Origin of the sequence: Myxococcus sp. AM009 (assembly GCF_013372605.1) — a bacterium.
Lineage (GTDB): Bacteria > Myxococcota > Myxococcia > Myxococcales > Myxococcaceae > Myxococcus > Myxococcus vastator.
On record NZ_JABXEP010000127.1, the window covers coordinates 1 to 24,784 of the forward strand.

Below are 24,784 nucleotides of genomic sequence, written 5' to 3' on the forward strand. Positions count from 1 at the left end.
CCCGTGACACCGCCCGCGCCCCCGGCGCCCCCCGCGGCGCCGGCCAGCGTCGCGGCCGTGGCGGTCCAGGCAGCGCCGGGCCCCGTCCCGCCGCCCGCTCCTCCGGCGCGGAGCCTGGGTGCGCGCGCCCAGCGGGAGCTTGACGGGCAGACGCGGGTCGGCGCGGGCCAGCAGCTCTCCGTGGCGCAGCTCATCGCGCTCAAGAGCGCGGGCATCACCCCGGAGCGCGTGCGGCAGCTGACGGCCATGGGCTACACGCCGACCGTCGCCAACCTCGTGACGATGAGCCACGCTGGCGTCACCCCCGACTACATCCAGGACATGAACACGCGCTTCGGCCGGAAGCTGGAAGCGGAGGAGTTGACGCACCTGCGGCACCTGGGCGTCACGCCCAAATACATCCAGTCCCTCAAGTCCGCGGGCTTCAACGTCGATGACCCGAAGGCCCTGTCCCACGCGCGCGCCGTGGGCGTGGACGAGGACTTCGTCCGCGGCCTCAAGGACGCCGGCTACACCGGCATGTCGCTGGAGGAGCTCACCCACCTCCGCGCCGTGGGCGTGAGCCCCGAGTACATCCGCGAGCTGAACAAGCACGGCCTGTCGAAGCTGAAGGCCCAGGAGCTGACGCGGCTCCGCGCCGTGGGCATCTCCGCGGGCTGGCTCGCCAGCATGCGCAAGGCGGGCGTCCAGACGACGGACGCGAAGGCGCTCCAGCGGCTGCGCGCCACGGGCGTGGACGCCGACTTCCTGGGCGAGCTCCACGACGCGGGCCTGAAGGACCTCTCCGTCGACGAGTTGGTGCGGCTGCGCACCGGCGGCGTGGACGCGGACTTCATCCGGAAGATGCGCGGCACCGGCTCGAAGTAAGCCGTCCGTCCCGCACACCAGCACCCCTCACGTCTCGATTGCCCCCACCCCGCTCGGCGCATGTCCCACCGGACGCGCGCCGCACGGGAGGGGTCTACCCGAAGGAGCCCACCATGCGTCTCATGTCCTCACGCCTGTCCCTCGTGGCCCTGTTGTTGATGGCCACCTCCGCCGTCGCGGCCTCTTCCACCTTCGAGCCTCGCGGCACCTGGTCGGCCTCGTCCAAGCGCAGCGACCCCTCCACCCTGAACCTCCAGCTCCAGCAGAGCCCGCACCGCAACATGGGCTTCACCGAGCCCATGGCGTCCTTCCAGGGACTGTCCACCACGGGCGGCGCCACCACCTTCACACTGCCGCGCGAGGCCGGCACCTTCCGCTTCGACGGTCAGTTCCAGGACGGCCAGGGCGCGGGCCACTTCCGCTTCGAGGCCAGCAGCGCCTTCCTCAAGACGATGGCCTCGCTGGGCTACTCGGACATCACGCCCGAGGCGCAGTTCCAGCTGGCGGCGACGAATGTCACGACCGCCCGCATCCAGGCCCTGGCCGCGCTGGGCTACAAGCAGCTCAGTACGGAGGAGCTCATCCAGGCGGGCATCTTCGACGTGACGCCCGAGTACGTGCGCGGCCTGTCCGACGCGGGCTACCCCGGGTTGTCGTTCAAGGAGTTGGTCGCGGGCCGCATCCACGGCGTCACGCCCCAGCGCGTGAAGGAGCTCTCCAGCGCCGGCTTCACGAAGCTGCCCTGGAACCAGCTGACCGCCATGAGCATCCACGGCGTCACGCCCGACTTCGTGAAGCAACTGCGCGAGCTGGGCTTCCAGGGCACGGACGCGGAGGACGTCATCGCCTTCCGCATCCACGGCGTCACGCCCGACTTCGTGAAGCAGCTGCGCGAGCTGGGCTTCCAGGACCTCACCCAGGACCAGCTCCTGGCCTTCCGCATCCACGGCGTCACGCCCGACTTCGTGAAGCAGCTGCGTGCGTCGGGCTACCCCAACGTCACGCCGGACGAGCTGGTGGCCCTGCGCATCCACGGCATCGACCGCGTCTTCATCCGCGACATGTCGGGGACGGCGCCGAAGAAGAAGTGACGCCGGGCGCGGTCAACGTCCGGCGGTGAACAGCCGGGGCCGTGCAGGGCTGCACGAAGCGCCACCCAGCCACAGCTTCCCTTCGGGACGGTGGTGGTGGGGAGGGTGGGAATGTCGCTGCTTCGAGCCGCTTGTGCCGGGATGCTCTTCCTGGCGGCGTGTGCATCAACCAACAAGTCCGCGGTGCCCGAGCCCCGCGCCTCGGCGTCCACGGCGCCGCGAGTCGAGGTGGTGGAGTACGGCTTCCACCCCCAGGACCCGGTCCGTGTCGGCTGGGGTGACCGGGGCCTGATGGCCTTCCTGGAGCTGCTGCGCGGACCCCAGGGGCAGCGCATCGCCTGGCGCCGCGTGGGGCCCTGCTGCGGCGTCGGCGCGCCCACCGAGCTGGAGGTCTTCGAGGTGACCTACGACGGGCTCGCCGCGCCGGTGAGCCTCTACCTGGACCCGAACACCGCGGGCGCCGTGCACGCGCCCAACGGCTTCAACCTCCAGGGGCTCGCCTCCCGCTCGCAGGTGGCGCAGGAGGAGACGCCCCGGGTCATCGAGCTGTAGCCCGCGGCTCACTCCAGCGACGGCGCCGTGTCGCCCGGCAGGAACACCTCCCGCGCGAGCGACACGGGCAGCCCGAGCTGGAGGAGCCTGTCATGGAAGTCCTTCAGCACCAGCGTCTTGCCGCGCGACTCCAGGTGGCGGCGGTAGTCGTCGCGCAGCTTGAAGATCTGCATGCGCCCCACGGCGTAATACAGGTACGTGGGGTCGAGCGTGCCACGCTCCACCTCGCGCAGCGCGGGGAAGGGCTCGAAGTACGCGATCTCCGCGTACCGCTTCGCCACCGCCTCCACGGGCTCCCCGTATACGTGCAGCGCCAGCGCCGCGTACCAGCGCGCGTGCCGCTGGAGCGCGCGGCGGAGCTGCCCCAGCCGCACGGCCGGGTCGCCATTGCCCAGACCTTCATCCACCATCATCTGCTCGGAGTAGTGCGCCCAGCCCTCCACCAGGGACGCGGGGGTGAAGACCTTGCGCACGTCCGTGGGAATCCGCGCGCCGTAGAGCAACTGCACGAAGTGGCCGGGCATGGCCTCGTGGACGGTGATGCCCAGGAGGCCCGCGCGGTTGAAGTACGTCAGGTGCTGGGCCTTCTGCTCGGGCGTCCAGCCGGGCTCCACGTTGGTGATGTTGTAGAAGGCCTCGGTGGCCTTCTTCTCGAAGGGGCCGGGGGTGTCCATGGACGCGAAGCCCAGCCGCGCGTAGGGCGGCGTCTCCCGCACCACTGGCAGCCGGTCCGACGGCAGCGTGAGGATGTTCCGCTCGCGCACGAAGCGCTGCAGCTCCACCAACTGCGCCCGCGCCGAGGCCACCAGCTCCTCCGCCTTCGGGTGGTCCTTCACCAGCTCCGCCATCACCTGCTCGGGCGTCTTGGAGGCGTCCAACCGGGCCGCCTCGCGCGCCACCCAGGCCTTGTAGTCGCGGATGGCTCGCTCGTTGATGTCGCGCAGCGCGTCCGCGTCCAGCGTGACGTGCTCCTCCAGCGCCAGCTTCTTCTCGAAGCGCTCGCGGCCCAGGCGGAAGTCGCCGTCGGCCTTGGGCAGCAGCTCGCGCTCCAGCCACACCGCGAAGGCCTCCAGTTGCCGCGCGGCCTCCTCGCGCGCGGCGGTGAAGGCGGCGCGCTCGCTCAGCGGCACCTGGGCATACCCCTGCGCCTCCAGCGTCCGGGGCAGGTCCGCGCGCAGGTACGCCACGGTGCCGCGCGCGTCGCGCAGCGCGTACTCCGCCCACAGCTTCGGGACGCCGCTCAGGTTGAACTGCGCCGCGTCGAGCACGCCGGGGATGCGCGCCATCCGGGAGCGCATGGCGCGCATGCGCTCGGCCACGGGTGCGAACTCGCGTGACGACAGGCCGTCCAGTCCGCTGGAGATGATGCCCACGTAGAAGCCCGGGTTGCGCTCCCAGGGGCGCACCTCCTCCAGCTCCAGCAGGTCGGCGCGCATCGCGTTCTCCAGCACGCGCACGTCCACGGCGGCGTCTCCCGACAAGCCACCGCGCGCCTCCACCTGCTCCAGGCGCGTCAGCCAGCCGCGCAGCGCCTCCGCCTTGCGCTTCAGCGCGTCCGAAGAGACGTCCGGCAGGTGGGCGTCATGCATGTGATAGCCGAGCCGCGTGGCCCGGGTGGGATGCGCCGCCGCATACCAATCCAGGTACTCGCGCGCGAGGAGGACGTAGTCGGCATCCGCGGCGGAGACGGTGGCGGTGGGCATGGCCGTGGAGGACTCCGGCCCAGGCCCCGGGCGCGAAGCGCAAGCGGAGACACAGGCCAACAGGACGAATGAGGAGCGAATGCGCATGGCGCGTCGAGTCTCGTGATGAGGCGGCGGTTCGGAAAGCGGGAAGCGCGCTCGGGATGATTCTTCGTCGAACAGCTCGCGGACGGGTTGTCGGCTGAAGGTCCCCGGGCTCGTACGCCGAGGCGCCCACGGAGGGCGACTGTCACGCAATGACAGCCCTGGACCGACTCGCGGACGGGTTGGGTTTCGTCACATCCCGGCCAGATTGCGCGACCGCGGCACCCCACCGCAGCCAGCCACCGAAACCAGGAGTAAGTATGCGTCTTCGCGCACAGAGCCTTCCTTTGCTGTTGTCCGCCGTCTCAGGCCTCGCCACCGTCGGCTGCGGCATTGACGCCCCCTACCCGGTTCGCCTGGCGCACGGGGAGGTGGAAGCCGCCGCTGGCCGTGAAGACACCGCGCGCCTGGGCGCGGCTCCCGGTTGGGAGCTGTGCGACACGACGGCCCGAATCGTGCGGGACATCATCCCGGGCGCGGGGCACTCTTATCCGCGGGGCCTCACCCACGGCAACGAGGCCCTCCTCTTCTCCGCCACGGATGGCGTGTGGGGCCGTGAGCCCTGGGTGAGCGTGGGCGTGGCTTCGGGGACGCGCCCGCTGCTGGACGTGAACTCCGGCGTCCCGGGCTCGGACGCGGGTCCCTTCATCCAAGGCGGGACGACGACGTACTTCGCGGCGAAGAGCGGCATGCATGGCCGCGAGCTCTGGAAGACGGACGGCACCACCGAGGGCACGGCGCTGGTGAAGGACATCTCGTCAGGGGCGCTGGGCTCGGCCCCGGAGCACCTGACGTTCTACGACGGCGTGCTGTACTTCACGGCGAACGATGGCGTGCATGGCCGCGAGCTGTGGCGCAGCGACGGCACGGAGGAGGGCACCTACCTCTTGCGTGACTTCAGCACCGAGGGGGACCTGGTCTCCAGCCACTTCGAGCTGGTGGCGGGGACGAACGCCCTCTACGTCAAGGTGAACATCTTCTCACCAACCGACCGCCAGGCGAGCCGGGTGCAGCTGTACCGAACCGATGGCACCCGCTTCGTGCGGCTCGTGGACGGGCCGGAGGACCACATGCTGGGCGACCTGACGCCGGTGGAGGACAAGCTGTTCTTCACCTGGAACTTCGACGCGCCGGAGACGCGGCTCTACGTCACCCACGGCACGTCGGGCTGGGCGCGTTACGTGTACACGTTCATTGGCGCGCCGCTGGGGCTGGTCTCCTACAAGAACAAGCTCTTCCTGAGCGCGACGACGGGCGACGAGGGGATGGACTTCGAGCTGTGGCGCAGCGACGGCACGACGTCCGGCACGACGCGAGTGAAGGACATCTACCCGGGCACGGTGCCGTCGCAGCCGACGAACCTCACGGTGGTGAAGGACCGGCTCTTCTTCGTCGCGGATGACGGGGTGCATGGCCGCGAGCTGTGGAGCAGCAACGGGACGAGCGCGGGGACGCAGCTGCACGCCGACCTCGCCGTGGGCGCGCAGGGCTCGGAGCCCTCGGAGCTGACGGCCGTGGAGGAGTACCTCTTCTTCAGCGCCTACACGGAGGCCGGGGGGCGGGAGGCGTGGGTGAGCGACACCCGGGAGCAGGGGGCGTTCGAGGTGCAGGGTATCGCGCCGGGGACCCTGCACTCGCTCCCGAGCGACTTCGTCCGCTCGGGGTGGGACCTCTACTTCGTCGCCAGCGACAGCGCCGACTACGGCCGCGAGCTGCGCGCGCTCCGCATGCGGCCGGCGGGCATGTGTGACCTGACCGGCAATGGCATGCGCTGAGCGGTAGGCGCCTGGAGTAGGTCCAAGGCCACGACAATGGACATCGCCGCCGGCGTCCCACTACGTTCGCCGGGCATGAGCATGCACTGTCCGCACCGGTCCACTTGGACTGAGCGCACCTCCTGCTAGCGGCGCTGGGACCTGAAAGCGACTAGGCTTGCCGGTGGGGGCAGTGCTGGCACTGGCACTGAGCTGCTCTGGCAACCTGCGTCACTCCCAGGAGACCGAGTCCTACGGGTTCATGAGCATCGACTCGGGCCATATAGCAACAAGGCCGCAGGCATCGTGACCCCCGTTGGTGGGCTGGACTGAGCAGGAGACTTCATGACCCGGTGGCTACCGCTCCTCGTCCTGGCACTTCCCGCGTGCGCGCTCTTCCAGCGCCCGCCACGCCCTGTCCACGCGCCACCGGAAGAAGCCGCTCGCTTCACGTTCCCCTCCACGGGCATTCCCGAAGAAGGGCTGCGCAGCATTCCAGGTGACATGGCACGAGCCATCCAGCTCGCCATGGAGGACTTCTATCCCTGGGACAAGAAGGCGCCGACGCCGTCCCACCCCGGCAGGGAGTGCCTGTACCGGCGTGAGTCGTACGACGTCTACGCGGCCCCCTACCAGGAGGGCGTCGTCCTGGTCAGCATCGTCCTGTCACCCCAGGCCTGTGGCACCCAGGCGGTCCCCAACGACATGGGGGCGCTCTACGCCGTCGACACGCGAGGCTGGCGCATCCTCGCCGTGCAGCACTAAGCGCCTGCTTCCCCCCAGAGCGGCCGTCCGTCCTTCGAAGTGTACGCCTCCGTGCATTTCTCCCCGCCTCCAGCGTCGTCTTGGGCAGAACAGTCATACGGCTGTCCCGCCGCGGGTCAGCGCGTCTGACGCGTGCGGACGCGGCAGGGCTGGGCTAAGCGTCTGCCTGCCCCTCGGGTACCGCACAGGCCGGCGCCTGCGGCCCGCTCGCTGGAGGAGGTTTCAACCGATGTCCGACACCGTGGTGAAGAAGAAGCGCCGTTGGCCCTATGTCCTCGGAGGAGTCTTCGCGCTCCTCGTCATCATCGTGGCCGTGGCCCTCTGGCGACTGGACGCCATCCTGTTGAAGACGGCCCGCGACCAGGCGGCCACCTATTCCCAGCTCCTGGGGCGTCCCATCGAAATCGGGGACATCTCCACCAAGCTCTTCCCCACCCTGGGCGCCCAGGTGGAGAACGTCACCGTCGGCCCCGCCGAAGGGGAAGACCTGCCGCTGGCCCAACTGGCTCAGATTGACGTCCGCGTCGCCGCGGGCCCGCTCCTGTCCTCCAGCGGCAAGGACATCCAGGTGAAGAACGCGGAGGTCTCCGGCCTCACCGTCAACCTGGTCCGCTTCGCCGACGGCACCACCAACGTGCAGCGCCTGCTCCAGCGGCTGGAAGCGCAGCAGCCCAAGGAAGAGGAGGCGCCGGCTGATGCGTCGCAGCCCATGGACCTCTCCGGCGTCCACGTCGAGCGCGCGGCCCTCACCGACGGCGCCATCCGCTTCGTGGACCGCGGCGCCGGGGCGCAGGCCCGCGAGCTGGGCGTGAAGGACCTGGACATCGAGGTGAAGGACCTGCGCGTGGGCAAGCCGCTGGTGGTGAACCTGGCCGCCGCCGTGCTCGCGGACACCCAGAACCTCCAGGTGTCCCTGCACGCCGCGCCGCTGCCGGCCACGCTGGTCCCCACGCCCGAGCGCGTGACGCTGAAGGCGCAGAAAATCGACCTCGCCCCGCTGGGCCCCTTCCTGCCGCCGGACATCGGCCTGCGGGCGGGCACGCTGGACGCGGACTGGCAGGCGGACCTGGGCGGCGCCGTCCCCGGCGGCCAGGGCCCCACGAAGCTGGTGGGCATCATCAAGGCCCTGGGCCTGAGCTTCACCGGCTCCGAGGGCGGCAAGGCGCTGGACGTCGTCGTGGACACCGACGTCGCGGGCGACATCACCACCGGCGACCTGGCCCTCAACAAGCTGAAGGTGGACCTGGGCCCCGCGAGCCTCAGCGGCAAGGGCAGCGTGAAGGGCCTGCTCACCGACACGCCCGCGGTGGAGGGCTTCGAGCTGACGGGCCGCAACCTGGACCCGGCCGCGCTCGCCGAGTACTACCCGCCGCTGCGCAAGCAGCTCAACGGGATGATTGCCGGCCCCATCGGCCTGGATGTGCGCGGCAGCGGCACGCAGGACGCGCAGGCGATTGACGTCAACGTGGACCTGACGCCCGTGCGGCTGCGCGTGCCGGCCCAGCTCACCAAGGACGCGGGCGGGGCCATGAAGCTCTCCGCGCGAGTCTCCGGCGCGGCGGCCACGGGCGGCGCCCTGCGCTTCGACGCGAAGGCGGACCTGGGCGGCGTCGACCTGCGGCCCGGCCTGCTGGTGGACAAGGCCCCGGGACAGCGGATGGACCTGAGCGCCGTGGGCACCTACGCGCCCGGCAAGGGCTCCGGCATGAAGGTGGACATCCCCAAGCTCACCGCGAACGTGCTCGCGGACACGCTGACGGGCAGCGCGTCCTTCGCGCTCGCGGGGACGGGAAAGCAGCAGACGACGACGTTCGCCGCGGACCTCAAGAGCCAGAACCTGGACGCGGACGCGCTGATGATGAGCGAGGAGGAAGTCCAGGCGCGTGGCGGTCCGCCGCCGGAGGAGCCGCCGTCGGATGACCCGACGCGCTTCAACGGCTACCGGGGCGACCTCCGCTTCGCGGTGGGCTCGCTGCGCTACATGGACATGACCATGACCCAAGTGACGGGCGTGGTGAAGATGACCGACGACCTCATCACGGTGGAGAAGTTCTCCACGGGCGTCTACGGCGGGCGCATCGTCGCGGACGGCACCACGGTGCGCCTGGGCCCGCTGCCCGAGCAGCGCCCCTTCGAGGCGAAGGTGAAGGTGGAGGGCGTCGCGGTGGAGCAGGCGCTGACGCAATTCACCCCAAAGAAAGCCGTGACGGGCAAGTTCAACGGCAACGTGGACGTGAAGGGCGTGGGCTACACGTCCGACCAGCTCGAGCAGACGCTGCTCGGTGGAATCAATGGCGACCTGCTGGATGGCGAGCTGCTGGGCAAGGACCTGGTGTCGGCGGTGTCCGAGCCGCTCGCCAAGGCGCTGCCCATCGCGGCCAAGGGCCTGAAGAACGAGCAGGTGACGAAGCTGGGCGGCGACCTGCCCTTCAGCGTGCAAATCAAGGACGGCGTGGCGCAGCTCTCCAAGCCGCTGACGTGGTCGCGTCCGGAGGCGGCGCTGAGCTTCGACGGCGGCATCCGGCTGGACGGCGTGCTGGACCTGACAGGCTCCGTGTCGCTGACGCCAGCCACGGTGAAGACGCTGACGCTGGGCAAGGTGACGCCGCCGGCCGCCATCCCCGTGGGCCTGAAGCTGACGGGCCCCGCGTGGAAGCCGGAGGTCACCAGCCTGGACCTGAAGCCAGCGGTGACGCAGATCGCGAAGCTGGCGGCCTCGTCGCTGGCGGGCAGCCTGATTGGCGGCGAGCGCGGCCAGCAGGTGCAGGGCCTCATCGAAGGCGGCGAGGACAAGCTTCGCGCCGAGGCCGAGGCCAGGCGCAAGGAGCTGGAGGCCAAGGCCGCCGAGGAGAAGGCGCGCCTGGAGGCCGAGGCCAAGAAGCGCGCCGAGGAAGAAGCGAAGAAGCGCCTGCGCGGCATCTTCGGGAAGTAGCGGTCCGCGCGCGGCACCGGGCCCTCTCTTCCGGTGCCGCGGCCCGTGCCCCTTGAAACACGCTGAAACGACCGGGAAACACCCTGTTCACCCCGTCACCCGAGGCCTGCACTCGGGGACGAGTGTGGCACGGGCCCTGCTGGGGCCTCCTGTCCGTTTCACGCGTCACAAGGGAGCGCGCGACATGCAGATGAGCGAGGACTTCGGCCGCGGGGATTCGGTGACGCCGTCCGGCCCCAGGGTGATGCCGGTGCGCGAACACCATCGCGTCCTCATCATCGGAGGTGGCACGGCCGGAATCACGGTGGCCGCCCGGCTGGCTCGCGCCGGACAGAAGGGCGTCGCCATCCTCGAGCCCTCCCAGCACCACTACTACCAACCCCTGTGGACGCTGGTGGGCGCCGGGGAGGCGCGCGTCGAGGACACCGTGCGCAACGAGTCCCGCCTCATCCCGCGCGGCGTGAAGTGGGTCCGCGACGCCGCCACGGAGATAGACCCGGAGGCGCGGGAGGTCCTCACCCGCGGCGGCCTGCGCCTGGGCTATGACTTCCTCGTCGTCGCCCCCGGTATCCAGCTCGACTGGGACAAGGTCGCGGGTCTGCGCGAGGCCCTGAAGACACCCCACGTCAGCAGCAACTATGACGTCCAGCTCGCGCCCAAGACGTGGCGCCTGCTCAAGGGCTTCCAGGGCGGCACCGCGCTCTTCACCCAGCCCTCCACGCCCGTGAAGTGCGCCGGGGCGCCCCAGAAAATCATGTACCTGGCCGCCGACCACTTCCGCCGCACCGGCGTGCTGGAGCGCTCCAGCGTCGTCTTCGGCTCCGGCGCGAAGGTCATCTTCGGCGTGAAGCCCTTCGCCGCCGTGCTGGAGGGCGTGGTGCGCCGCTATGGCATCACCCCCCGCTACCAGCACAACCTCATCGCCGTGGATGGCGAGCGGCGCGAGGCCACCTTCGAGACCCCGCGCGACGGGCAGCCGGAGCGCGTCACCTTGACCTACGACATGATGCACGTCACCCCGCCGCAGAGCGCGCCGGACTTCATCAAGCGCAGCCCGCTGTCCTGGCAGGAGGGCCCCAATGCCGGCTGGGTGAAGGCGGACAAGTACACGCTCCAGCACCCGGACCATCCGAACGTCTTCGCGCTCGGTGATGCGTCGGACCTGCCCACCAGCCGGACGGGCGCCGCCGTGCGCAAGCAGGCGCCGGTGCTGGTGGAGAACCTCCTGGCCTGCATGAAGGACCGGCCCCTGACCGCGCGGTATGACGGCTACGCGTCCTGCCCCCTCACCACCGGCTATGGGCGCCTGCTGCTCGCCGAGTTCGACTACGACGGCAAGCCCGCGCCCAGCATCCCGCTCATCGACACCCTCCAGGAGCGGCGCGATATGTGGCTGCTCAAGAAGTACGGCCTGCCGAACCTCTACTGGACCTTCATGATGCGGGGCCTTGCATGAGATGCGGGGTGGCGGGCTATGCACCGACGATGCCCACCGCCCACCTCGCGCTCCCTGCCCTGGATGCCCTCGCGGGCCCCGTGCTCCTCGTGGACCATGCGCGGCAGGTGAGCGCGCTCACGCCCGCGCTCGAAGCCCTGCTGGGCGGCACGCCTCGCGCCGGGGCGCCGCTGGCGCACGTCCTGGTGCGTCCCGACGGCGCGGAGCCGCTGGACGCCCTGCTCAAGGACGGCCGTGAGACCTCCGCCCACCTGCGTGTGGACGGGCGCCTGAAGTCCGTGCGGGTGCGCGCGGTCCCCCTGAAGCGCGGCGCCCGCGTGGGCGGGTGGGCCCTGCTCATCACGCCGGACGCCGAGGGCGCGCTGGAAGGCCACGCCGAGCTCTTCCACGGCCTGTGGACCCAGGCGCCCGAGCTGCGGCGCGTCTTCCGCATCGTCGAGAAGGTGGCCCGCACCGAGTCCAGCGTGCTCGTTCGCGGAGAGTCGGGCACCGGCAAGGAGCACATCGCGCACGCGCTGCATGCGCTGTCGGCACGGGCGCGCGGGCCGTTTCGCGCCATCAACTGCGCCGCGCTGCCGCCCAACCTGCTGGAGAGCGAGCTGTTCGGCCATGTGCGCGGCGCCTTCACGGGCGCGGTGCGCGACAGTCCGGGGCACTTCCGGCTCGCGGACAAGGGCTCGTTGTTCCTGGACGAGGTGGCGGAGATGCCCCTGGACCTCCAGGCGAAGATGCTGCGCGTGCTGGAGACGCGCACCGTCATCCCCGTGGGAGGCCGGCAGCCCGTGCCCGTGGACGTGCGCATCATCGCCGCCACGCACCGGCCGCTGCGGCGCGAGGTGGAGGCGGGGCGCTTCCGCGCGGACCTGATGTACCGCCTGCGCGTGGTGCCGCTCTTCCTGCCCACGCTGCGGGAGCGCCGAGGCGACATCCTCCCGCTGGCCCTGCGCTTCCTGGAGGAGCTGCACCAGCGAGGCACCCGCCGCGTGCAGCGCTTCTCTCCGGGTGCCCGCCGCTTGCTGGAGGAGCACGCCTGGCCCGGCAACGTGCGCGAGCTGCGCAACGTGATGGAGTACGCCTACGTCATCGGAGAAGGCCCGGTGGTCCACGAGGCGGACCTGCCGCCTGAGTTCTCCGAGCCGCGGCAGCCAGCGCCCGTGACGAGGCCCGCCCCGGAGGCCTCGCTGGAGCCGGCGCGGATCCGCGCCGCGCTCGCCCAGGTGGGCGGCAACCGCTCCGAGGCCGCGCGCCTGCTGGGCGTCAGCCGCGTGACGCTGTGGCGGCGCCTGCGCGACCTGGGCGCGACGGCCGAACGCTGAGCGCCGCGCCTGGAGCGTCCCTCCGACACAGCCACACGTTCGCTGCCTGACGCCACGGAGCACCGCGAGCATGGGCCCCCAACGACGTTTCAGGCGGTGTTTCAGGCGCGTTTCACAGGAGCGCGCTTGAAGCACGCCATCTTGCCCGCAGGGTGCGTTTCCACGGTGCCGGCAACCCGCGTCCCCTCGACACGAGCCCCTCCGCCTCCACCGCCCGGCCTGATGGCACGCCGCTGGCAATCACGGCCTCGTACCCCCACTCCGACGGAGGCAATCGATGCTCTTCCGCCAGCTCTTCGATGCGGACACCTCGACGTATACGTACCTCCTGGCCGACGAGGCCACGGGCGCCGCCGCGCTCATCGACCCGGTGCTGGAGCAGACGGAGCGCGACCTGAAGCTCCTCCGGGAGCTGGGCCTCACGTTGTCCGTGGTGCTGGAGACGCACGTCCACGCCGACCACGTCACCGGCGCGGGGGTGCTCCGCGAGCGGACAGGCGCCACCGTGGTGGCCTCCCGTCGCGGCGCGCCCTGCGTGGACCGGACCGTGCGCCACGGAGACCTCGTGCGCGTGGGCGGCCTCGAAGTCCGTGTCCTCGAGACGCCCGGCCACACCGACGACAGCCTGAGCTTCCTCTGTGACGGCCGTCTCTTCACCGGAGACGCGCTGCTCGTCCGAGGCACCGGAAGGACGGACTTCCAGAACGGCGACCCGGGCCAGCTCTACGACGCCATCACCCGCGTCCTCTTCACCCTGCCTGACGACACAGCGGTGTACCCCGGCCACGACTACGCCGGGCACGCCACGTCCACGGTGGGCGAGGAGAAGCAGCACAACCCCCGGCTCGCCGGACGCACGCGCGAGGACTTCATCCTCTTGATGAACGCGCTCCAGCTCCCGCCGCCCAAGAAGCTGGACGTGGCCGTCCCCGCCAACCGGGCCTGCGGACACACGCCGCCCTCACCTTCCCTCCAGCCTTGAGGCCACGCGGCGTCCCCATGCATCCGCTCTTCGACAACGCCACGCCCCATCCCGCGGGCTACCGCGACGTGGACGTGGGACAGCTCGCGGCGTTCCCGCCGCCCTCCCAGCTCACGCGGGTCGACGTGCGCGAGGCCGCCGAGCTCGACGGCATCCTGGGCCACCTCCCGGGCATCCGGCACGCGCCGCTGGCCACGGTGCAGGACGTCGTCGACGCCTGGCCGCGTGACACGGACGTGGTGCTGGTATGCCGCTCCGGGGCGCGCTCGGCGAGGGCGGCCATGAGCCTCGTCACCCTGGGCTTCACCCGGGTGATGAACCTGCGAGGCGGGATGCTCGCATGGAACACCGCGCGGCTGCCCGTGGTGCGCACCGTCCCACACCCCCTGCCCACACTGGGCACCGTCCGCGACGGGCTGCTCGACGGCCTCCACCGCGCCCTGGCACCACCGCCCCACGAAGGTCCCACCGTGCCCCCCCTGACGAACCCGTCACGGGAAGCACTCACCGCCGTGCTCGACGCGCTCCAGGCCGCGAGGCCAACGGGCGTGCGGGACACCGCCGCCTTCGAGCACCTGCTGCGCACGTTCCAGGACCTGCTCGCCGTCGCGCGCGCGGAAGGCGAGCGGTGATGCTGTACGCGGGCATCGCGGGCTCGCTGCTCGTGGGCATCCTGCTGGGTCTGCTCGGAGGCGGCGGCTCCATCCTCACCGTGCCGCTGCTCATCTACGTCCTGGACGTCGAGCCTCGCACGGCCATCGCCATGTCCCTGGTGGTGGTGGGCGTCACCAGCGCCAGCGGGGCCGTCCTTCACGCGCGCGCGGGCCGCGTCCGCTGGCGCACCGCGCTCGTGTTCGGCGCGGGTGGCATGGGCGGGGCCTTCCTCGGCGGCCGGCTCAATCCCCACCTCGCGCCGGACACGCTGCTGCTCCTGTTCGCCGGCGTCATGGTGGCCGCCGCCGTGGCCATGCTTCGCCGCCGGGAAGCCGGGCCCGTCGCCACCGACGCCCCCCCGCTCCCCGCTCCGCGCGTGCTGGCACAAGGCGTCGCGGTGGGCGTGCTGTCGGGACTGGTGGGCGCCGGGGGCGGCTTCCTCATCGTGCCCGCGCTTTCCCTGGCGGGGCTGGCCATGCCAGTCGCCACCGCCACGTCCCTGGTGGTCATCGCGCTCCAGTGCGCCGCGGGCCTGGTAGGCCACCTGGGCCACCTGGACCTGCCCTGGATGCTCACCGGCGAAGTCCTCCTGGCCGCGCTGACGGGCAGCCTCGTGGGCGGGAGGCTCGCGGGGCGCGTGCCCCCCGCGTTGCTTCGCAAGGGCTTCGCGGTGTTCGTGCTGACCACCGCGGCCTTCCTCTTGGGCGCCCAGGCTCCCGCGCCGCTGCGCGAGCGCCTGTGGACGGAGGGGCTGTGGCGCTGGAGCGTGGCGCCCCTGGCCGTGGGCATTCTCGTGACGGCGTGGCGTCTGCGGGTGGCACGCCAGCGACAGAGCGCGCAAGCCCTGCTCCGGTGAAGCGCTGTCACGCGGGCGCCAGCGGCACGGTGAAGTGGAAGGTGGAGCCGCGCCCCAGCTCGCTCTCCACCCACAGACGGCCGCCATGCCGCTCGACGATGTCCCGGCAGATGTAGAGCCCCAAGCCCAGGCCACCGAAGCCGGAGATGGGCGCGTTGCGAGCGCGAAAGAAGCGCTCGAAGAGGTGCTCCTGCTGGTCCCGCGGAATGCCAATGCCTTCGTCCTGGACGGAGCCGTGGGCGTGGCGTTCCTCCCGAGCCATCCGGACGTGAACCGTTCCCCCACTGGGGCTGTACTTGAAGGCGTTCTCCATCAGGTTGACCAGGACCTGCGCGAGCCGGTCCGCGTCGCCCAGGACGACCAGGGGTGCCTCCGGCGCTTCGTACTCGACCCGGTGGTGCGCGCTGGACAGGCGCATCTCGGAGACGACGTCGTGGGACAACTCCTGCAACACGACGGGCCCATGCTTCAGCGTCAGCCGCCCTTCCTGGATGCGCGAGGTGTCCAGCAGGTCATTCACCAATCCCGTCAGACGGCTCACCTGCATCAACGACTTGTCCACGTGCCGGGCGGGGGCCCCGTCCGCCTCGGCTCTCTGTTGCCGCAGCATCTGGAGGTGCAGCTTCAGCGGCGTGAGCGGTGTCTTCAGCTCGTGCGCGGCGATGGACAGGAAGTCATCCCGCACGCGGATGGCCTCCTGGGCTTCACGCAGCAGCCGCTCGCGCTCTGCCTCCGCCCGCCGCTCCGCCGTCACCTCCCGGTAGCTCCACACCCGGCCGATGATGGTGCCTCCCATCCGCTGCGGCAGCGACTTGCGCTCCAGGATGCGCCCATCCAGCAACTCCACGACTTCCACGTCCACCTGCGCGGACGCCTCGAAGCGCTCCCGGATTCGCGAGGTGAACGACTCCGAGTGCTTCACGCCGCCCGCCGAGCGCTCCAGCACCCGCTCCGCGTCGCGGTCCACCATCATCTCCTCGGTCAGCCCCCAGATGTCGAGGAAGCGCTTGTTGAAGGCCGTGACGCGCTTGTTCAGGTCCACCACGATGACGCCTTCCGCAATCGAGTCGAACGTGGCGCGCAGCACCGAGTTCATGTGCGCCAGGCTCTCCAGCGCGGGCCGCGTCCCCCCGCCTTCGGCGACCTGCCCCACCGAGGACTCGGGAACCTGGAGGCGCGCGCAGGCCCCCAGCAAGGTCCCCTGCTCGTCGAACACGGGCAGGACGAAGGCCTTCAGGCCCGGCTCCTCGTGGACACCGGCCTTGCCCCGGAGCGCGGGCCGCATCGCCTGCGCGAGCCAGGGCAGCCGAGCGAGCACCACCTCCACGGGGCGCCCTTCGAAGGGCGCGTCATGCGGTCCGGTGGCGTGTATCAGCGCCGGGTCCATCCAGGCCACGCGCCCGTACGCGTCGACGATGAGCGCCGCCTGGAGCGCCTGCCCCAAGCTCAGCAGCGCCGGAGCGAAGCTGGGCCCGCTCGGGTGACGGGCCTCGGCGGACCCCGGCGCGCCCCAGCCGCGCCGTCCTCGCTCATGGATGTGGGCCTTCGACATGGGCGCTCCTCGGCCTCGTTGGCGGGACGTTTCCGGCGGAAAGATGCGGCGCCCGCCAAGGGCGTGAAAGGGGCCGCCCTGCTCGACCGCCACCGCCGTGGGGGCTCCGACGCCAAGGCCGCTTGCCCTGCGAAAGCGGTAGGCTCTCACCGCATGACGACCTCCCGCCTCGCGATGCTCCTCCTGATGCCAGTGCTGGCCACGGGCTGTGCCTCCACCGCCAGCGCCACCCGGCCGGCCGAGCCCGCCACGGAAGCGGCGACCCCCTCCAGCGCGCCCTCCGGCTATGGCTTCAGCGAGGACGACCCCATCCACGTGGGCGGCGGCGTCGACGGGGAACATGAATACCTCCAGCACCTGCGGGGACCCCAGGGGCAGAAGGTTCGCTACGAGCGGCGAGGAAGCTGCTGCGCCTTCGAGTCGGAGGGCTCGCCCTTCGGCGCTGGCATGCTCGACGTGTACATCGTCAGCTACGAAGGGCTCGAGGAGCCGGTGATGCTCTACCTCAACATGTATGACAGGAAGGACCCGCGCGCCCCCGAAGGCTTCCGCCTGGACTGACGCGCGCCAGCGGGCTTCACGGCCCTGGATTCCAACAGGCACGCGTCTGCGCCGTTGACCGCCGACAGGTCCGCGCGGAGATTCCCGGCATGACGCTGAGAGCCATGACCGACGTGGGCGCGGAGCTGGGCCTGTCTCCCGAGGATGTGCTGCCGTGGGGAACCCACCGCGCCAAGGTGTCGCTGGACGCGCTCGGCAAGCGGGGCGGCCGGCAGGGACGCCTGGTGCTCGTGTCCGCCATCAACCCGACGCCGCCGGGCGAAGGGAAGACCACGATGTCCGTGGCGCTGGCCATGGGCCTGCGCAAGCGGGGGCGCCGCGTGGTGGCGGCCCTGCGCGAGCCGTCCCTGGGGCCCGTCTTCGGCGTGAAGGGCGGCGGCACCGGCGGCGGGCAGGCCAGCCTGGAGCCCGCGGCCGACATCAACCTGCACTTCACCGGCGACCTGCACGCCATCACCAGCGCCAACAACCTGCTGGCCGCGTTGGTGGACAACGCCGTCTTCTACGGCCAGCCGGTGGCCCTGGATGCCACGCGCGTGCGCTGGCGGCGCGCGCTGGACATGAACGACCGCTTCCTGCGCAACGTCATCGTCGGCCTGGGCGGCAAGGCGCAGGGCGTGCCGCGCGAGGACCACTTCGACATCACCGCCGCCAGCGAGGTCATGGCCATCCTCGCGCTCGCGGAGGGGCTGAAGGACCTGGAGGCGCGGCTGGGGCGCGTCATCATCGGCCACACCCGGGACGGCCAGCCGGTGCGCGCGCGCGACGTGGACGCGGCGGCGGCCATGGTGGCGCTGCTGAAGGACGCGCTGATGCCCAACCTCGCCCAGACGCGCGAGGGCGGCCCGGCGCTGGTGCACGCGGGCCCCTTCGCCAACATCGCCCACGGGTGCAGCTCCGTGCTGGGCACGCGGATGGGGTTGGCCTACGCGGATGAAGTCATCACGGAGGCGGGCTTCGGCTTCGACCTGGGCGCGGAGAAGTTCCTGGACATCAAGTGCCGCGGCAGCGGGCTGTGGCCCCGGGGCGTGGTGCTGGTGGTGACGCTGCGCGCGCTGAAGCACCACGGCGGCGCCGCCCCCGCGCGCGTGGCCGAGCCGGACCGCGAGGCCCTGGTGCGCGGCTTCGCCCACCTGGAGAAGCACCTGGAGTCGGTGGCCGCCTTCGGCCTGCCCGCCGTGCTGTGCGTCAACCGCTTCCCGCAGGACACCGAGGCCGAGCTGGAGGAGCTGCGCGCCTTCGGCAGGGCCCGCGGCGTGGAGCTGGCCGTGTGCGACGGCTTCTCGCGAGGCGGTGACGGCGCGCTGGAGCTGGCCGACCGCGTGCTGGAGATGCTGGACGGCACGGACGCCGCGCCGCCCCAGCCGCGCTTCCTCTATGACGTGGCGCGGACGCCCGAGGAGAAGGTGGCCGCCATCGCCCGCACCGTCTACGGCGCGGACGACGTGGCCTTCACCACGAGCGCGAAGAAGGACCTGGACGCCGTCCGCGCGCTGGGCGGCGCCGGGCTGCCGGTGTGCATGGCGAAGACGCACCTGTCGCTGTCGGATGACCCCACGAAGCTGGGACGGCCGCGCGGCTTCACGCTCACCGTGCGCGAGGTGCGGCTGTCCGCGGGCGCGGGCTTCATGGTGGCGCTCACCGGCGACATCCTCACCATGCCCGGCCTGCCGCGCGAGCCCGCCGCCCGCCGCGTCACCGTCCACGACGACGGGCGCGTCACCGGGCTGATGCAGGGGGAGTGAGCCCAAGCCCCGGGCCGGGGTGCCACCCAGGACGGTGGCACCCGCGCGGCCCGGCGGCCGTGTCAGACGCGGAAGCCGGTGGACAGCGCCTGGAGCTGCCCCAGCGACGTGTTGATTTGCGTCACCGCCTGCTCGGCCGTCATCGTGGCCGTCACCACGTCCGCCATCATGGAGGACAGCGTGGTCATCACCTCGGTCATCTGCGCGATGCCCGCGTTCTGCTGGGTGACGGAGGCGACAATCTGGCGCGCGGCCTGGCTGCTCTCCTGCACCACGGTGGTGATTTCCTTCAGCGTGTCGGCCGAGGCGAGCACCTGCTCGATGCCCTCCTCCATCTTCTCGCTGTCGCCCTCGGCGATGCCCACCGTCTGGCGGATGGCCTGGTTGATTTCGAGGAGAATCTTGCCGATGCGCTGGGTGCTCTGCAGCGACTGACCGCTGAGTGAGCGCATCTCCCGCGCCACCACCGCGAAGCCCCGGCCCTGCTCCCCGGCGCGCGCCGCTTCGATGGCCGCGTTGAGCGCGAGCACGTTGGACTGGTCCGCCAGGTCCTTCACGCTGCCGATGATTTCACCGGCGTGCACGGCCTGGTCGCTCAGGTGCCCGATGCTGCCCACCAGCGCGCCCACGCGCTGGCGAATCTGCTGGAGCCCCTCCGCGCTCTTCTCGATGGACTCCTGGCCGGACGCGCTGAACGCGTCCGCCTGTCCCGCCACGCGGAGCACCATCTCCGCGCGGCTGGCGGCCATGCTGGACGTCTGCGCGATTTCGGCGATGGTGGTGCTCGCCTCGGTGAGGCTGCGGGACTGGTTGGTGAGGAAGTTCACCTGCTCCTGGCTGGCCTGCGTCAGCGTCTTCGCCGCCTCCGTCAGGTCCGTCACCACCGTCTGGATGGTGGTGGGCACGTCGCGCAGCCGGGACACCATGACCTGGAAGCCGCGCGCCAGCTCGCCCACCTCGTCGTGAGCGCTCACGTCGATGGCCTGCGTCAGGTCGCCCTTCTCCGCGATGCGCGTGGCCACGTGGGTCAGCTTCGCCAGCGGCAGCGTCACCTCGCGGTGCAGCCAGTAGGCCAGCCCCACCGTCAGCGCGATGCACAGCAGCACCAGCGCCGTCACCGCCCACGTGCTGGCGCTGTGCAGCCCGGCCACCTCCGCGTAGGAGCTGGCGATGGCCTGGGAGTCCTCGTCCACGGCCTTCTGGAGCGCCTCGCGCAGCGACGCGGCCTGGGCCTCCACCGCCGCGAACGTGGGCGCCGCCTGCGCGTCATCCGCCACCGCGAACGCCAGCGCCTGTTCGGCGGCCGTCCAGTACGTGCTCAGGGCCTCCTTGAGCGCCTCCGTGCGCTCGGCGTTGGCCCCCGGGACGGCCCGCGCGAGGTCGAGCTTCGCCTGGAGCTCGCGCACCTCCGCGCGCGCCGGCTCCAGCCCCCCCGCCACCTTCCCCGTCACCGCCACCACCACGTTGCGGTGCAGGCCCGGGTAGCGGTGCATCACCTCACGGCTCAGCTCGATGGTGGGCACGTGCGAGCTGCTGATGCGCGCGTACACGCCACCGGAGCGCGCCCCCAGGGCGAAGAACGCCACCAGGATGGCCACCAGGAACACCGCGACAACAGCCGGCAACAACATCATCTTCTGCTTGAGCTTCAAACGCACCCGCTGGCCTCCCCGCTACCGTGAGCACCCTTCAACGCCCGCGAATCCATGCCGCGCGCCGCGGCCAGAATCCGGCTGTGGAAGAGCAACCCCGTCTTCCAGGGCCCGCTGCGCCAGCACATGTCGCCATCCTTCCGTGGACTCCCATGGGAGCCACATCCTCGTGCGGCAGGTGCTCACGCCGCGCGTCGTAGGATAGCCAACTGTCCGCGGGCGGGTAACTCTCACCGCCCGTGTCGTGCAGACGGACTCGGAGCGCCGTGAAAGCCGGGTAGGACCCGACCCCACCCACGGGCGTGCATCCCGGTAGCCCGGTTTCGCAGTGCTCTCAGGACAGGAGGGAAGGGCGTCGCTTCCCGAGCAAGGGCTCGGGTCAGCGCACGGAGCGCTGGAGCGCGGGCGCAATCTCCCGCTGGCAGGTCTCGTCGCATTCCGTGAAGCGGGTGAGGAAGTCCGCCATCCGCGCGCAGCGCTTCGGGAAGCGGGTGGTGCCCGCGTCGCCCATGCACAGCTCGCGGAAGGACTCGCGCGTCTCCTCGAAGAGCGAGGCGCGCTGCGCGGGAGATAGCGCGTTCAGCGCCCGGTTCTCCCCGCCCAGGAGGTACAGGCAGATGGCACCGAGCAACAGCAGCCCGAGCCCCACCAGTACGATCTTCCGGTTCCGCAGCTCGGCCGGCGAGGGGCCTCGGGCGCGGGAGAAGACGTTCTCCTCGTCACCGTCTTCGGGCGGTGGGCCGCCTGCCATCATCCCCATCAAGCGCATACGGGCCCTGTTCCAGCCCAAACCGGCGAGCAACGCCAGCACGGAGTGCAGGGGATGTGTGGCAACCGCCAACACCCGGGCGGCCATTGCGTGTGCTCCCGCACGCTGGGAGGGAGGTCTGGCCGTGTGCCGGCGGGGATTGCGCCTAGGATGAAGCCATGGACGTTCGAGAGCGCCCCATGCGAGTGCTGGTGGTGGACGACGAGCGGAACATCCGCCACACCCTGCGCGTGTGCCTGGAGGGCTTCGGCTGCGAAGTACGTGAGGCGGCCACCCCCGAGGCCGCGCTGGCCGCGCTGGCGCAAGGCCCCGCCGACCTGGCCCTCGTCGACCTGCGGCTGGGCACGGCCAGCGGCATGGAGCTGCTGCCGCGCCTCCTGGCCGAGTCACCCCACCTGGACGTCGTGCTCATCACCGCCTACGCCACGTTCGACACGGCGGTGGAGGCGATGCGGCGCGGGGCGCGGGACTATCTGCCCAAGCCCTTCACGCCCGCGCAGATTCGCCACGTGGTGGAGAAGGCGCGGCGGCACCGGGAGCTGGCGTCGCAGCTGGAGAACCTGGAGGGGCAGCTGTCCCAGGCGGTGCCGGAGGCCACGTTGGAGACGGCCTCGCCCGCGATGCACGCGGCCATCGGGCTGTTGACGCGCGCGGCGGCGTCCGACGCGGCGGTGCTGCTGCGGGGAGAGAGTGGCACGGGCAAGGGGGTGCTCGCCCGCGCTCTGCATTCGATGAGCGCGCGGCGGCGCCGGCCCTTCGTCACCGTCAACTGCCCCACGCTGTCAGAGCAGCTGCTGGCCAGCGAGCTGTTCGGCCACGCGCGCGGCGCGTTCACCGGCGCGGTGAAGGACCAGCCGGGGCGCGTGGAGGCGGCGGAGGGGGGCACGCTGTTCCTGGATGAAATCGCGGAGATGAGTCCGGGGCTCCAGGCGCAGCTCTTGCGCTTCCTGCAGGAGAAGCAGTTCGAACGGCTGGGCGAGGGGCGCACGCGCAAGGCGGACGTGCGGGTGGTGACGGCGACGAACCGGGACCTGGAGAAGGACGTGGCGGAGGGGCGCTTCCGCGAGGACCTGCTCTACCGGCTGAACGTCATCGAGGTGAAGCTGCCGTCCCTGCGGGAGCGGCCGGAGGACCTGCTCTCGCTGGCCCGGCGCTTCGTCGCCTTCTTCGCGCGAGCGGCGCAGCGCCCTCCGCCGGAGCTGTCGCCCGCGACGGAGCAGATGCTGCGGGCCTATGGGTGGCCGGGCAACGTGCGCGAGCTGCGCAACGCGATGGAGCGGGCGCTCATCGTCTGGCCGGCGGAGGTGCTGGAGCCGCAGGCGTTCCCGGACCGCATCGCCGCGGCGGGGAGCCCGGTGATGGCGCTGGGCGGGCCGCACACGCTGGAGGACGTCGAGCGCGAGCACGTGCTGCGCGTCATGGCCTCGGCGCCCACCCTGGACGAGGCGGCGCGGGTGCTGGGCATCGACGCGTCCACCCTGTGGCGGAAGCGGAAGAAGTACGAGTCGGGCGAGGGCTGAGGGACTTCCGAGCCCTCACGTCCACGTCAGCCGTGAGCGCGCGCGCCGACCCGGGGCTTCATGGTGCCGAACCGGGCAGGGCTTCTCCGCGTGCCTGGAGCGGTGATTGCGGCGTCCCGCACGCATGCGGAGCGTTGGAGGACACCGAACCGATTCCAAGGAGCGCGGACGTGGACGTGATTGACCTGTTGATTCAGCAGCACCGCGAGGTGGAAGCGCTGTTCGACGCCTGTCGCGCGGCGAAGGACGACGCGAGCAGGCAAGCGCTCGGCATCCAGCTCGCGGAGGCGCTCACGCTGCACACCACCATCGAGGAGCGCTGGGTGTACCCCGCCGCGCGCCGGGTGGTGGGAGACAAGCTGATTCAAGACTCCGTCGAGGAGCACGGGGAGATGACGCAGCTCATCGCCCAGATGATTCGCGCGCGCAACGACCCGAAGAAGCTGGTCTCCCTGTTCGGCGAGCTGGAGCAGGTGGTGAAGGACCACGTGACGATGGAGGAGCGGGACGTGCTGCCCAAGCTCGGTCAGAAGGTCACCGAGGAGGACCTGGGCATGTCGTGCAAGGACATCGTCCGCACCGCCTCCGAGGTCCGCCGCGAGGAGATGCAGAAGCTCCAGGGGCAGGCGAACGCCTGAGGCCGCGAGTCCACCTCACGAGGATGCAGGCTGCGTGAAGACGAGGGTGCGGTGTTGCCCTGAGGCACACCACTCCTCAGCAGTCCGAGGTCAGCGAAAATGCAAACAGGGGCTGCGAGTCTCTTCTCCTGAAGCTCGTCGAAGGACTTCACGGTGTAGTTCCGCTCGTGAAACTCCAGCATCACCATCAAGCGAAGCAGCAGCTTGAAATGCCAGCTGAACTCTTCGGCGCCGGTCTCCCAGCGAGACACAGCTTCAGAGCGGAGAGTCTCGATGTCCGTGGTCGCGAGGTGCCGCTCCGTCATGCGGTCTTTCGCATGCGCGCCCTCGTTCAAGAGGCGCCGGGCGAACCTGAGCGCCTCCCCTCCCGCGCCGCGGACCACCGCCACTGAACTTGCGGTGACCGCAATGTTGCTAACAACGGCCACTCAACGCGCCCAAGTGATTTCCCAAGCAGCCGAAGTGCCTGGCCTGGCACAGCAGGTGACTCAGGGATGAGCGCAGCCCCACCGTACATAAGGCGTCTGATTCACCCTGTGGCTTGTCCGCCAGTCCCTCACGCACGCTCTGGCCCGGGCTCCTCCCGCCGGGGCAGCGTGAACCAGAACGTGCTGCCCTGGCCGGGCGCGCTCACCACGCCGATGTCCCCGCCGTGCGCCTGCACGATGTCCTTCGCAATCGACAGGCCCAGCCCCGCGCCTCCCGCCGGCGCGCCGGGCGCCCGGTAGAACTTCTCGAAGATGCGCGCCTGCTGCTCCACGGCAATCCCCTCCCCCGTGTCCCGCACCTCGAAGCGAACCCCGCGCGCGCCCCGCGACACGCGCACCTCCACCTCGCCGCCCATGGGCGTGTGCTTCACCGCGTTGCCCACCAGATTCCCCAGCACCAACCCCAGCCGGTCCGGGTCCACGTCCACCGGCGCCACGTCCAGCGCCACCTGCCCCGACAGCCGCACCCCGCGCTCCTCCGCCGCCGCGCGCTGCGCCTCCAGCGCCGCGTCCACCAACACCTCCGCCGGCACCCGGCGAAGCTCCAACTGAAGCTGCCCTGCCTGGATGCGCGACAAGTCCAGCAGGTCATCCACGATGCCCTGCAGCCGCTCGCAGTCCTCGCGCGCCGCGAACAGCAGGTCCGCCTGCTTCTCCGTCACCGGCCCCACCACCCCCTCCGTCACCAGGTGCAGCGCCATGCGCAGGGACGTGAGCGGCGTACGGAACTCATGCGCCACCGTGGCCACCAGGTCGTTCTTCAGCTCGTCGAAGCGCCGCAGCCGCGTCACGTCCTGGAGAATCACCGTGGCCCCCACCACCTCCCCCGTCTCGCCGTACACCGGGC

The 24,784-nt window shown here is 71.0% G+C and carries 19 protein-coding genes and 1 pseudogene; 15 read left to right on the forward strand and 5 right to left on the reverse strand.

What is annotated here, in order from left to right; translation table 11 throughout:
* The 3 genes and pseudogenes from HV824_RS26255 to HV824_RS26265 form a co-directional block, all read left to right on the forward strand.
* Nucleotides 1-867 (forward strand): annotated as a pseudogene (locus HV824_RS26255) (peptidase M56); the annotation flags it as partial.
* A 113-nt stretch (nt 868-980) separates the two neighbouring features.
* Entirely contained in the window at nt 981-1,958 is a 978-nt protein-coding gene (locus HV824_RS26260; protein ID WP_176424506.1) for a 4-hydroxy-3-methylbut-2-enyl diphosphate reductase, read from the forward strand.
* Between the two features lie 111 nt (nt 1,959-2,069).
* Complete coding sequence (locus HV824_RS26265; protein WP_255208350.1) at nt 2,070-2,510, forward strand: fibril protein; 441 nt, start codon at nt 2,070-2,072, stop codon at nt 2,508-2,510.
* Between the two features lie 8 nt (nt 2,511-2,518).
* On the opposite strand, the gene HV824_RS26270 is transcribed toward HV824_RS26265, so the two are convergent.
* On the reverse strand, nt 2,519-4,213 hold the full coding sequence (locus HV824_RS26270) for a DUF885 domain-containing protein (RefSeq protein ID WP_255208351.1): 1,695 nt from the start codon (nt 4,211-4,213) through the stop codon (nt 2,519-2,521).
* Between the two features lie 344 nt (nt 4,214-4,557).
* On the opposite strand from HV824_RS26270, the gene HV824_RS26275 reads away from it, so the two are divergent.
* From HV824_RS26275 to HV824_RS26310, 8 genes are all read left to right on the forward strand, one after another.
* Nucleotides 4,558-6,072, forward strand: a complete 1,515-nt coding sequence (locus HV824_RS26275; RefSeq protein WP_255208352.1) for an ELWxxDGT repeat protein — start codon at nt 4,558-4,560, stop codon at nt 6,070-6,072.
* Between the two features lie 324 nt (nt 6,073-6,396).
* Complete coding sequence (locus HV824_RS26280; RefSeq protein ID WP_176419107.1) at nt 6,397-6,816, forward strand: hypothetical protein; 420 nt, start codon at nt 6,397-6,399, stop codon at nt 6,814-6,816.
* Nucleotides 6,817-7,045: 229 nt separating this feature from the next.
* Nucleotides 7,046-9,748 carry an AsmA family protein gene (locus tag HV824_RS26285; RefSeq protein WP_176424509.1) on the forward strand — a complete coding sequence of 901 codons (2,703 nt, stop codon included), beginning with the start codon at nt 7,046-7,048 and terminating at the stop codon, nt 9,746-9,748.
* Between the two features lie 184 nt (nt 9,749-9,932).
* Nucleotides 9,933-11,204: an FAD/NAD(P)-binding oxidoreductase gene (locus HV824_RS26290; RefSeq protein WP_176419109.1), complete on the forward strand. Its 1,272-nt coding sequence runs from the start codon at nt 9,933-9,935 to the stop codon at nt 11,202-11,204.
* A gap of 29 nt (nt 11,205-11,233) precedes the next feature.
* Nucleotides 11,234-12,520: a sigma-54-dependent Fis family transcriptional regulator gene (locus tag HV824_RS26295; protein ID WP_176419122.1), complete on the forward strand. Its 1,287-nt coding sequence runs from the start codon at nt 11,234-11,236 to the stop codon at nt 12,518-12,520.
* A gap of 277 nt (nt 12,521-12,797) precedes the next feature.
* A complete protein-coding gene (locus tag HV824_RS26300; RefSeq protein WP_176419110.1) occupies nt 12,798-13,502 on the forward strand; it encodes an MBL fold metallo-hydrolase in 705 nt (234 codons plus the stop codon).
* A gap of 17 nt (nt 13,503-13,519) precedes the next feature.
* Entirely contained in the window at nt 13,520-14,134 is a 615-nt protein-coding gene (locus HV824_RS26305; protein WP_176424510.1) for a rhodanese-like domain-containing protein, read from the forward strand.
* The gene (locus tag HV824_RS26310; RefSeq protein ID WP_217917755.1) at nt 14,134-15,012 is read left to right on the forward strand and encodes a sulfite exporter TauE/SafE family protein; all 879 of its coding nucleotides are present in this window, start codon (nt 14,134-14,136) and stop codon (nt 15,010-15,012) included. The genes HV824_RS26305 and HV824_RS26310 overlap by 1 nt, the downstream gene beginning before the upstream one ends.
* A gap of 7 nt (nt 15,013-15,019) precedes the next feature.
* Here the strand turns inward: HV824_RS26310 and HV824_RS26315 are convergent, their stop codons facing one another.
* On the reverse strand, nt 15,020-16,564 hold the full coding sequence (locus tag HV824_RS26315; protein ID WP_217917752.1) for an ATP-binding protein: 1,545 nt from the start codon (nt 16,562-16,564) through the stop codon (nt 15,020-15,022).
* 153 nt (nt 16,565-16,717) lie between these two features.
* Between HV824_RS26315 and HV824_RS36925 the strand changes: the two genes are divergently transcribed.
* Both HV824_RS36925 and HV824_RS26325 read left to right on the forward strand, forming a co-directional pair.
* Complete coding sequence (locus tag HV824_RS36925; protein ID WP_217917753.1) at nt 16,718-17,125, forward strand: hypothetical protein; 408 nt, start codon at nt 16,718-16,720, stop codon at nt 17,123-17,125.
* An 89-nt stretch (nt 17,126-17,214) separates the two neighbouring features.
* Nucleotides 17,215-18,870 (forward strand): formate--tetrahydrofolate ligase, encoded by a 1,656-nt coding sequence (locus tag HV824_RS26325; protein WP_176419115.1) that lies wholly within the window; start codon nt 17,215-17,217, stop codon nt 18,868-18,870.
* Between the two features lie 62 nt (nt 18,871-18,932).
* Here the strand turns inward: HV824_RS26325 and HV824_RS26330 are convergent, their stop codons facing one another.
* A complete protein-coding gene (locus HV824_RS26330; protein ID WP_176424511.1) occupies nt 18,933-20,528 on the reverse strand; it encodes a methyl-accepting chemotaxis protein in 1,596 nt (531 codons plus the stop codon).
* Between the two features lie 373 nt (nt 20,529-20,901).
* Entirely contained in the window at nt 20,902-21,291 is a 390-nt protein-coding gene (locus tag HV824_RS26335; protein ID WP_176424512.1) for a hypothetical protein, read from the reverse strand.
* A gap of 158 nt (nt 21,292-21,449) precedes the next feature.
* On the opposite strand from HV824_RS26335, the gene HV824_RS26340 reads away from it, so the two are divergent.
* Entirely contained in the window at nt 21,450-22,811 is a 1,362-nt protein-coding gene (locus tag HV824_RS26340) for a sigma-54 dependent transcriptional regulator (protein WP_176424513.1), read from the forward strand.
* 170 nt (nt 22,812-22,981) lie between these two features.
* On the forward strand, nt 22,982-23,449 hold the full coding sequence (locus tag HV824_RS26345) for a hemerythrin domain-containing protein (RefSeq protein ID WP_176419119.1): 468 nt from the start codon (nt 22,982-22,984) through the stop codon (nt 23,447-23,449).
* A gap of 556 nt (nt 23,450-24,005) precedes the next feature.
* On the opposite strand, the gene HV824_RS26350 is transcribed toward HV824_RS26345, so the two are convergent.
* The coding region (locus HV824_RS26350; RefSeq protein ID WP_176424514.1) for a cell wall metabolism sensor histidine kinase WalK at nt 24,006-24,784 on the reverse strand (779 nt) is incomplete at its 5' end.

Coding starts and splice junctions, on each gene's coding strand:
- HV824_RS26260 (WP_176424506.1), top strand. CDS start 981: ATGCGTCTCATGTCCTCACGCCTGTCCCTCGTGGCCCTGTTGTTGATG.
- HV824_RS26265 (WP_255208350.1), top strand. CDS start 2,070: ATGTCGCTGCTTCGAGCCGCTTGTGCCGGGATGCTCTTCCTGGCGGCG.
- HV824_RS26270 (WP_255208351.1), bottom strand. CDS start 4,213: ATGCCCACCGCCACCGTCTCCGCCGCGGATGCCGACTACGTCCTCCTC.
- HV824_RS26275 (WP_255208352.1), top strand. CDS start 4,558: ATGCGTCTTCGCGCACAGAGCCTTCCTTTGCTGTTGTCCGCCGTCTCA.
- HV824_RS26280 (WP_176419107.1), top strand. CDS start 6,397: ATGACCCGGTGGCTACCGCTCCTCGTCCTGGCACTTCCCGCGTGCGCG.
- HV824_RS26285 (WP_176424509.1), top strand. CDS start 7,046: ATGTCCGACACCGTGGTGAAGAAGAAGCGCCGTTGGCCCTATGTCCTC.
- HV824_RS26290 (WP_176419109.1), top strand. CDS start 9,933: ATGCAGATGAGCGAGGACTTCGGCCGCGGGGATTCGGTGACGCCGTCC.
- HV824_RS26295 (WP_176419122.1), top strand. CDS start 11,234: ATGCCCACCGCCCACCTCGCGCTCCCTGCCCTGGATGCCCTCGCGGGC.
- HV824_RS26300 (WP_176419110.1), top strand. CDS start 12,798: ATGCTCTTCCGCCAGCTCTTCGATGCGGACACCTCGACGTATACGTAC.
- HV824_RS26305 (WP_176424510.1), top strand. CDS start 13,520: ATGCATCCGCTCTTCGACAACGCCACGCCCCATCCCGCGGGCTACCGC.
- HV824_RS26310 (WP_217917755.1), top strand. CDS start 14,134: ATGCTGTACGCGGGCATCGCGGGCTCGCTGCTCGTGGGCATCCTGCTG.
- HV824_RS26315 (WP_217917752.1), bottom strand. CDS start 16,564: ATGTCGAAGGCCCACATCCATGAGCGAGGACGGCGCGGCTGGGGCGCG.
- HV824_RS36925 (WP_217917753.1), top strand. CDS start 16,718: ATGACGACCTCCCGCCTCGCGATGCTCCTCCTGATGCCAGTGCTGGCC.
- HV824_RS26325 (WP_176419115.1), top strand. CDS start 17,215: ATGACGCTGAGAGCCATGACCGACGTGGGCGCGGAGCTGGGCCTGTCT.
- HV824_RS26335 (WP_176424512.1), bottom strand. CDS start 21,291: ATGCGCTTGATGGGGATGATGGCAGGCGGCCCACCGCCCGAAGACGGT.
- HV824_RS26340 (WP_176424513.1), top strand. CDS start 21,450: ATGGACGTTCGAGAGCGCCCCATGCGAGTGCTGGTGGTGGACGACGAG.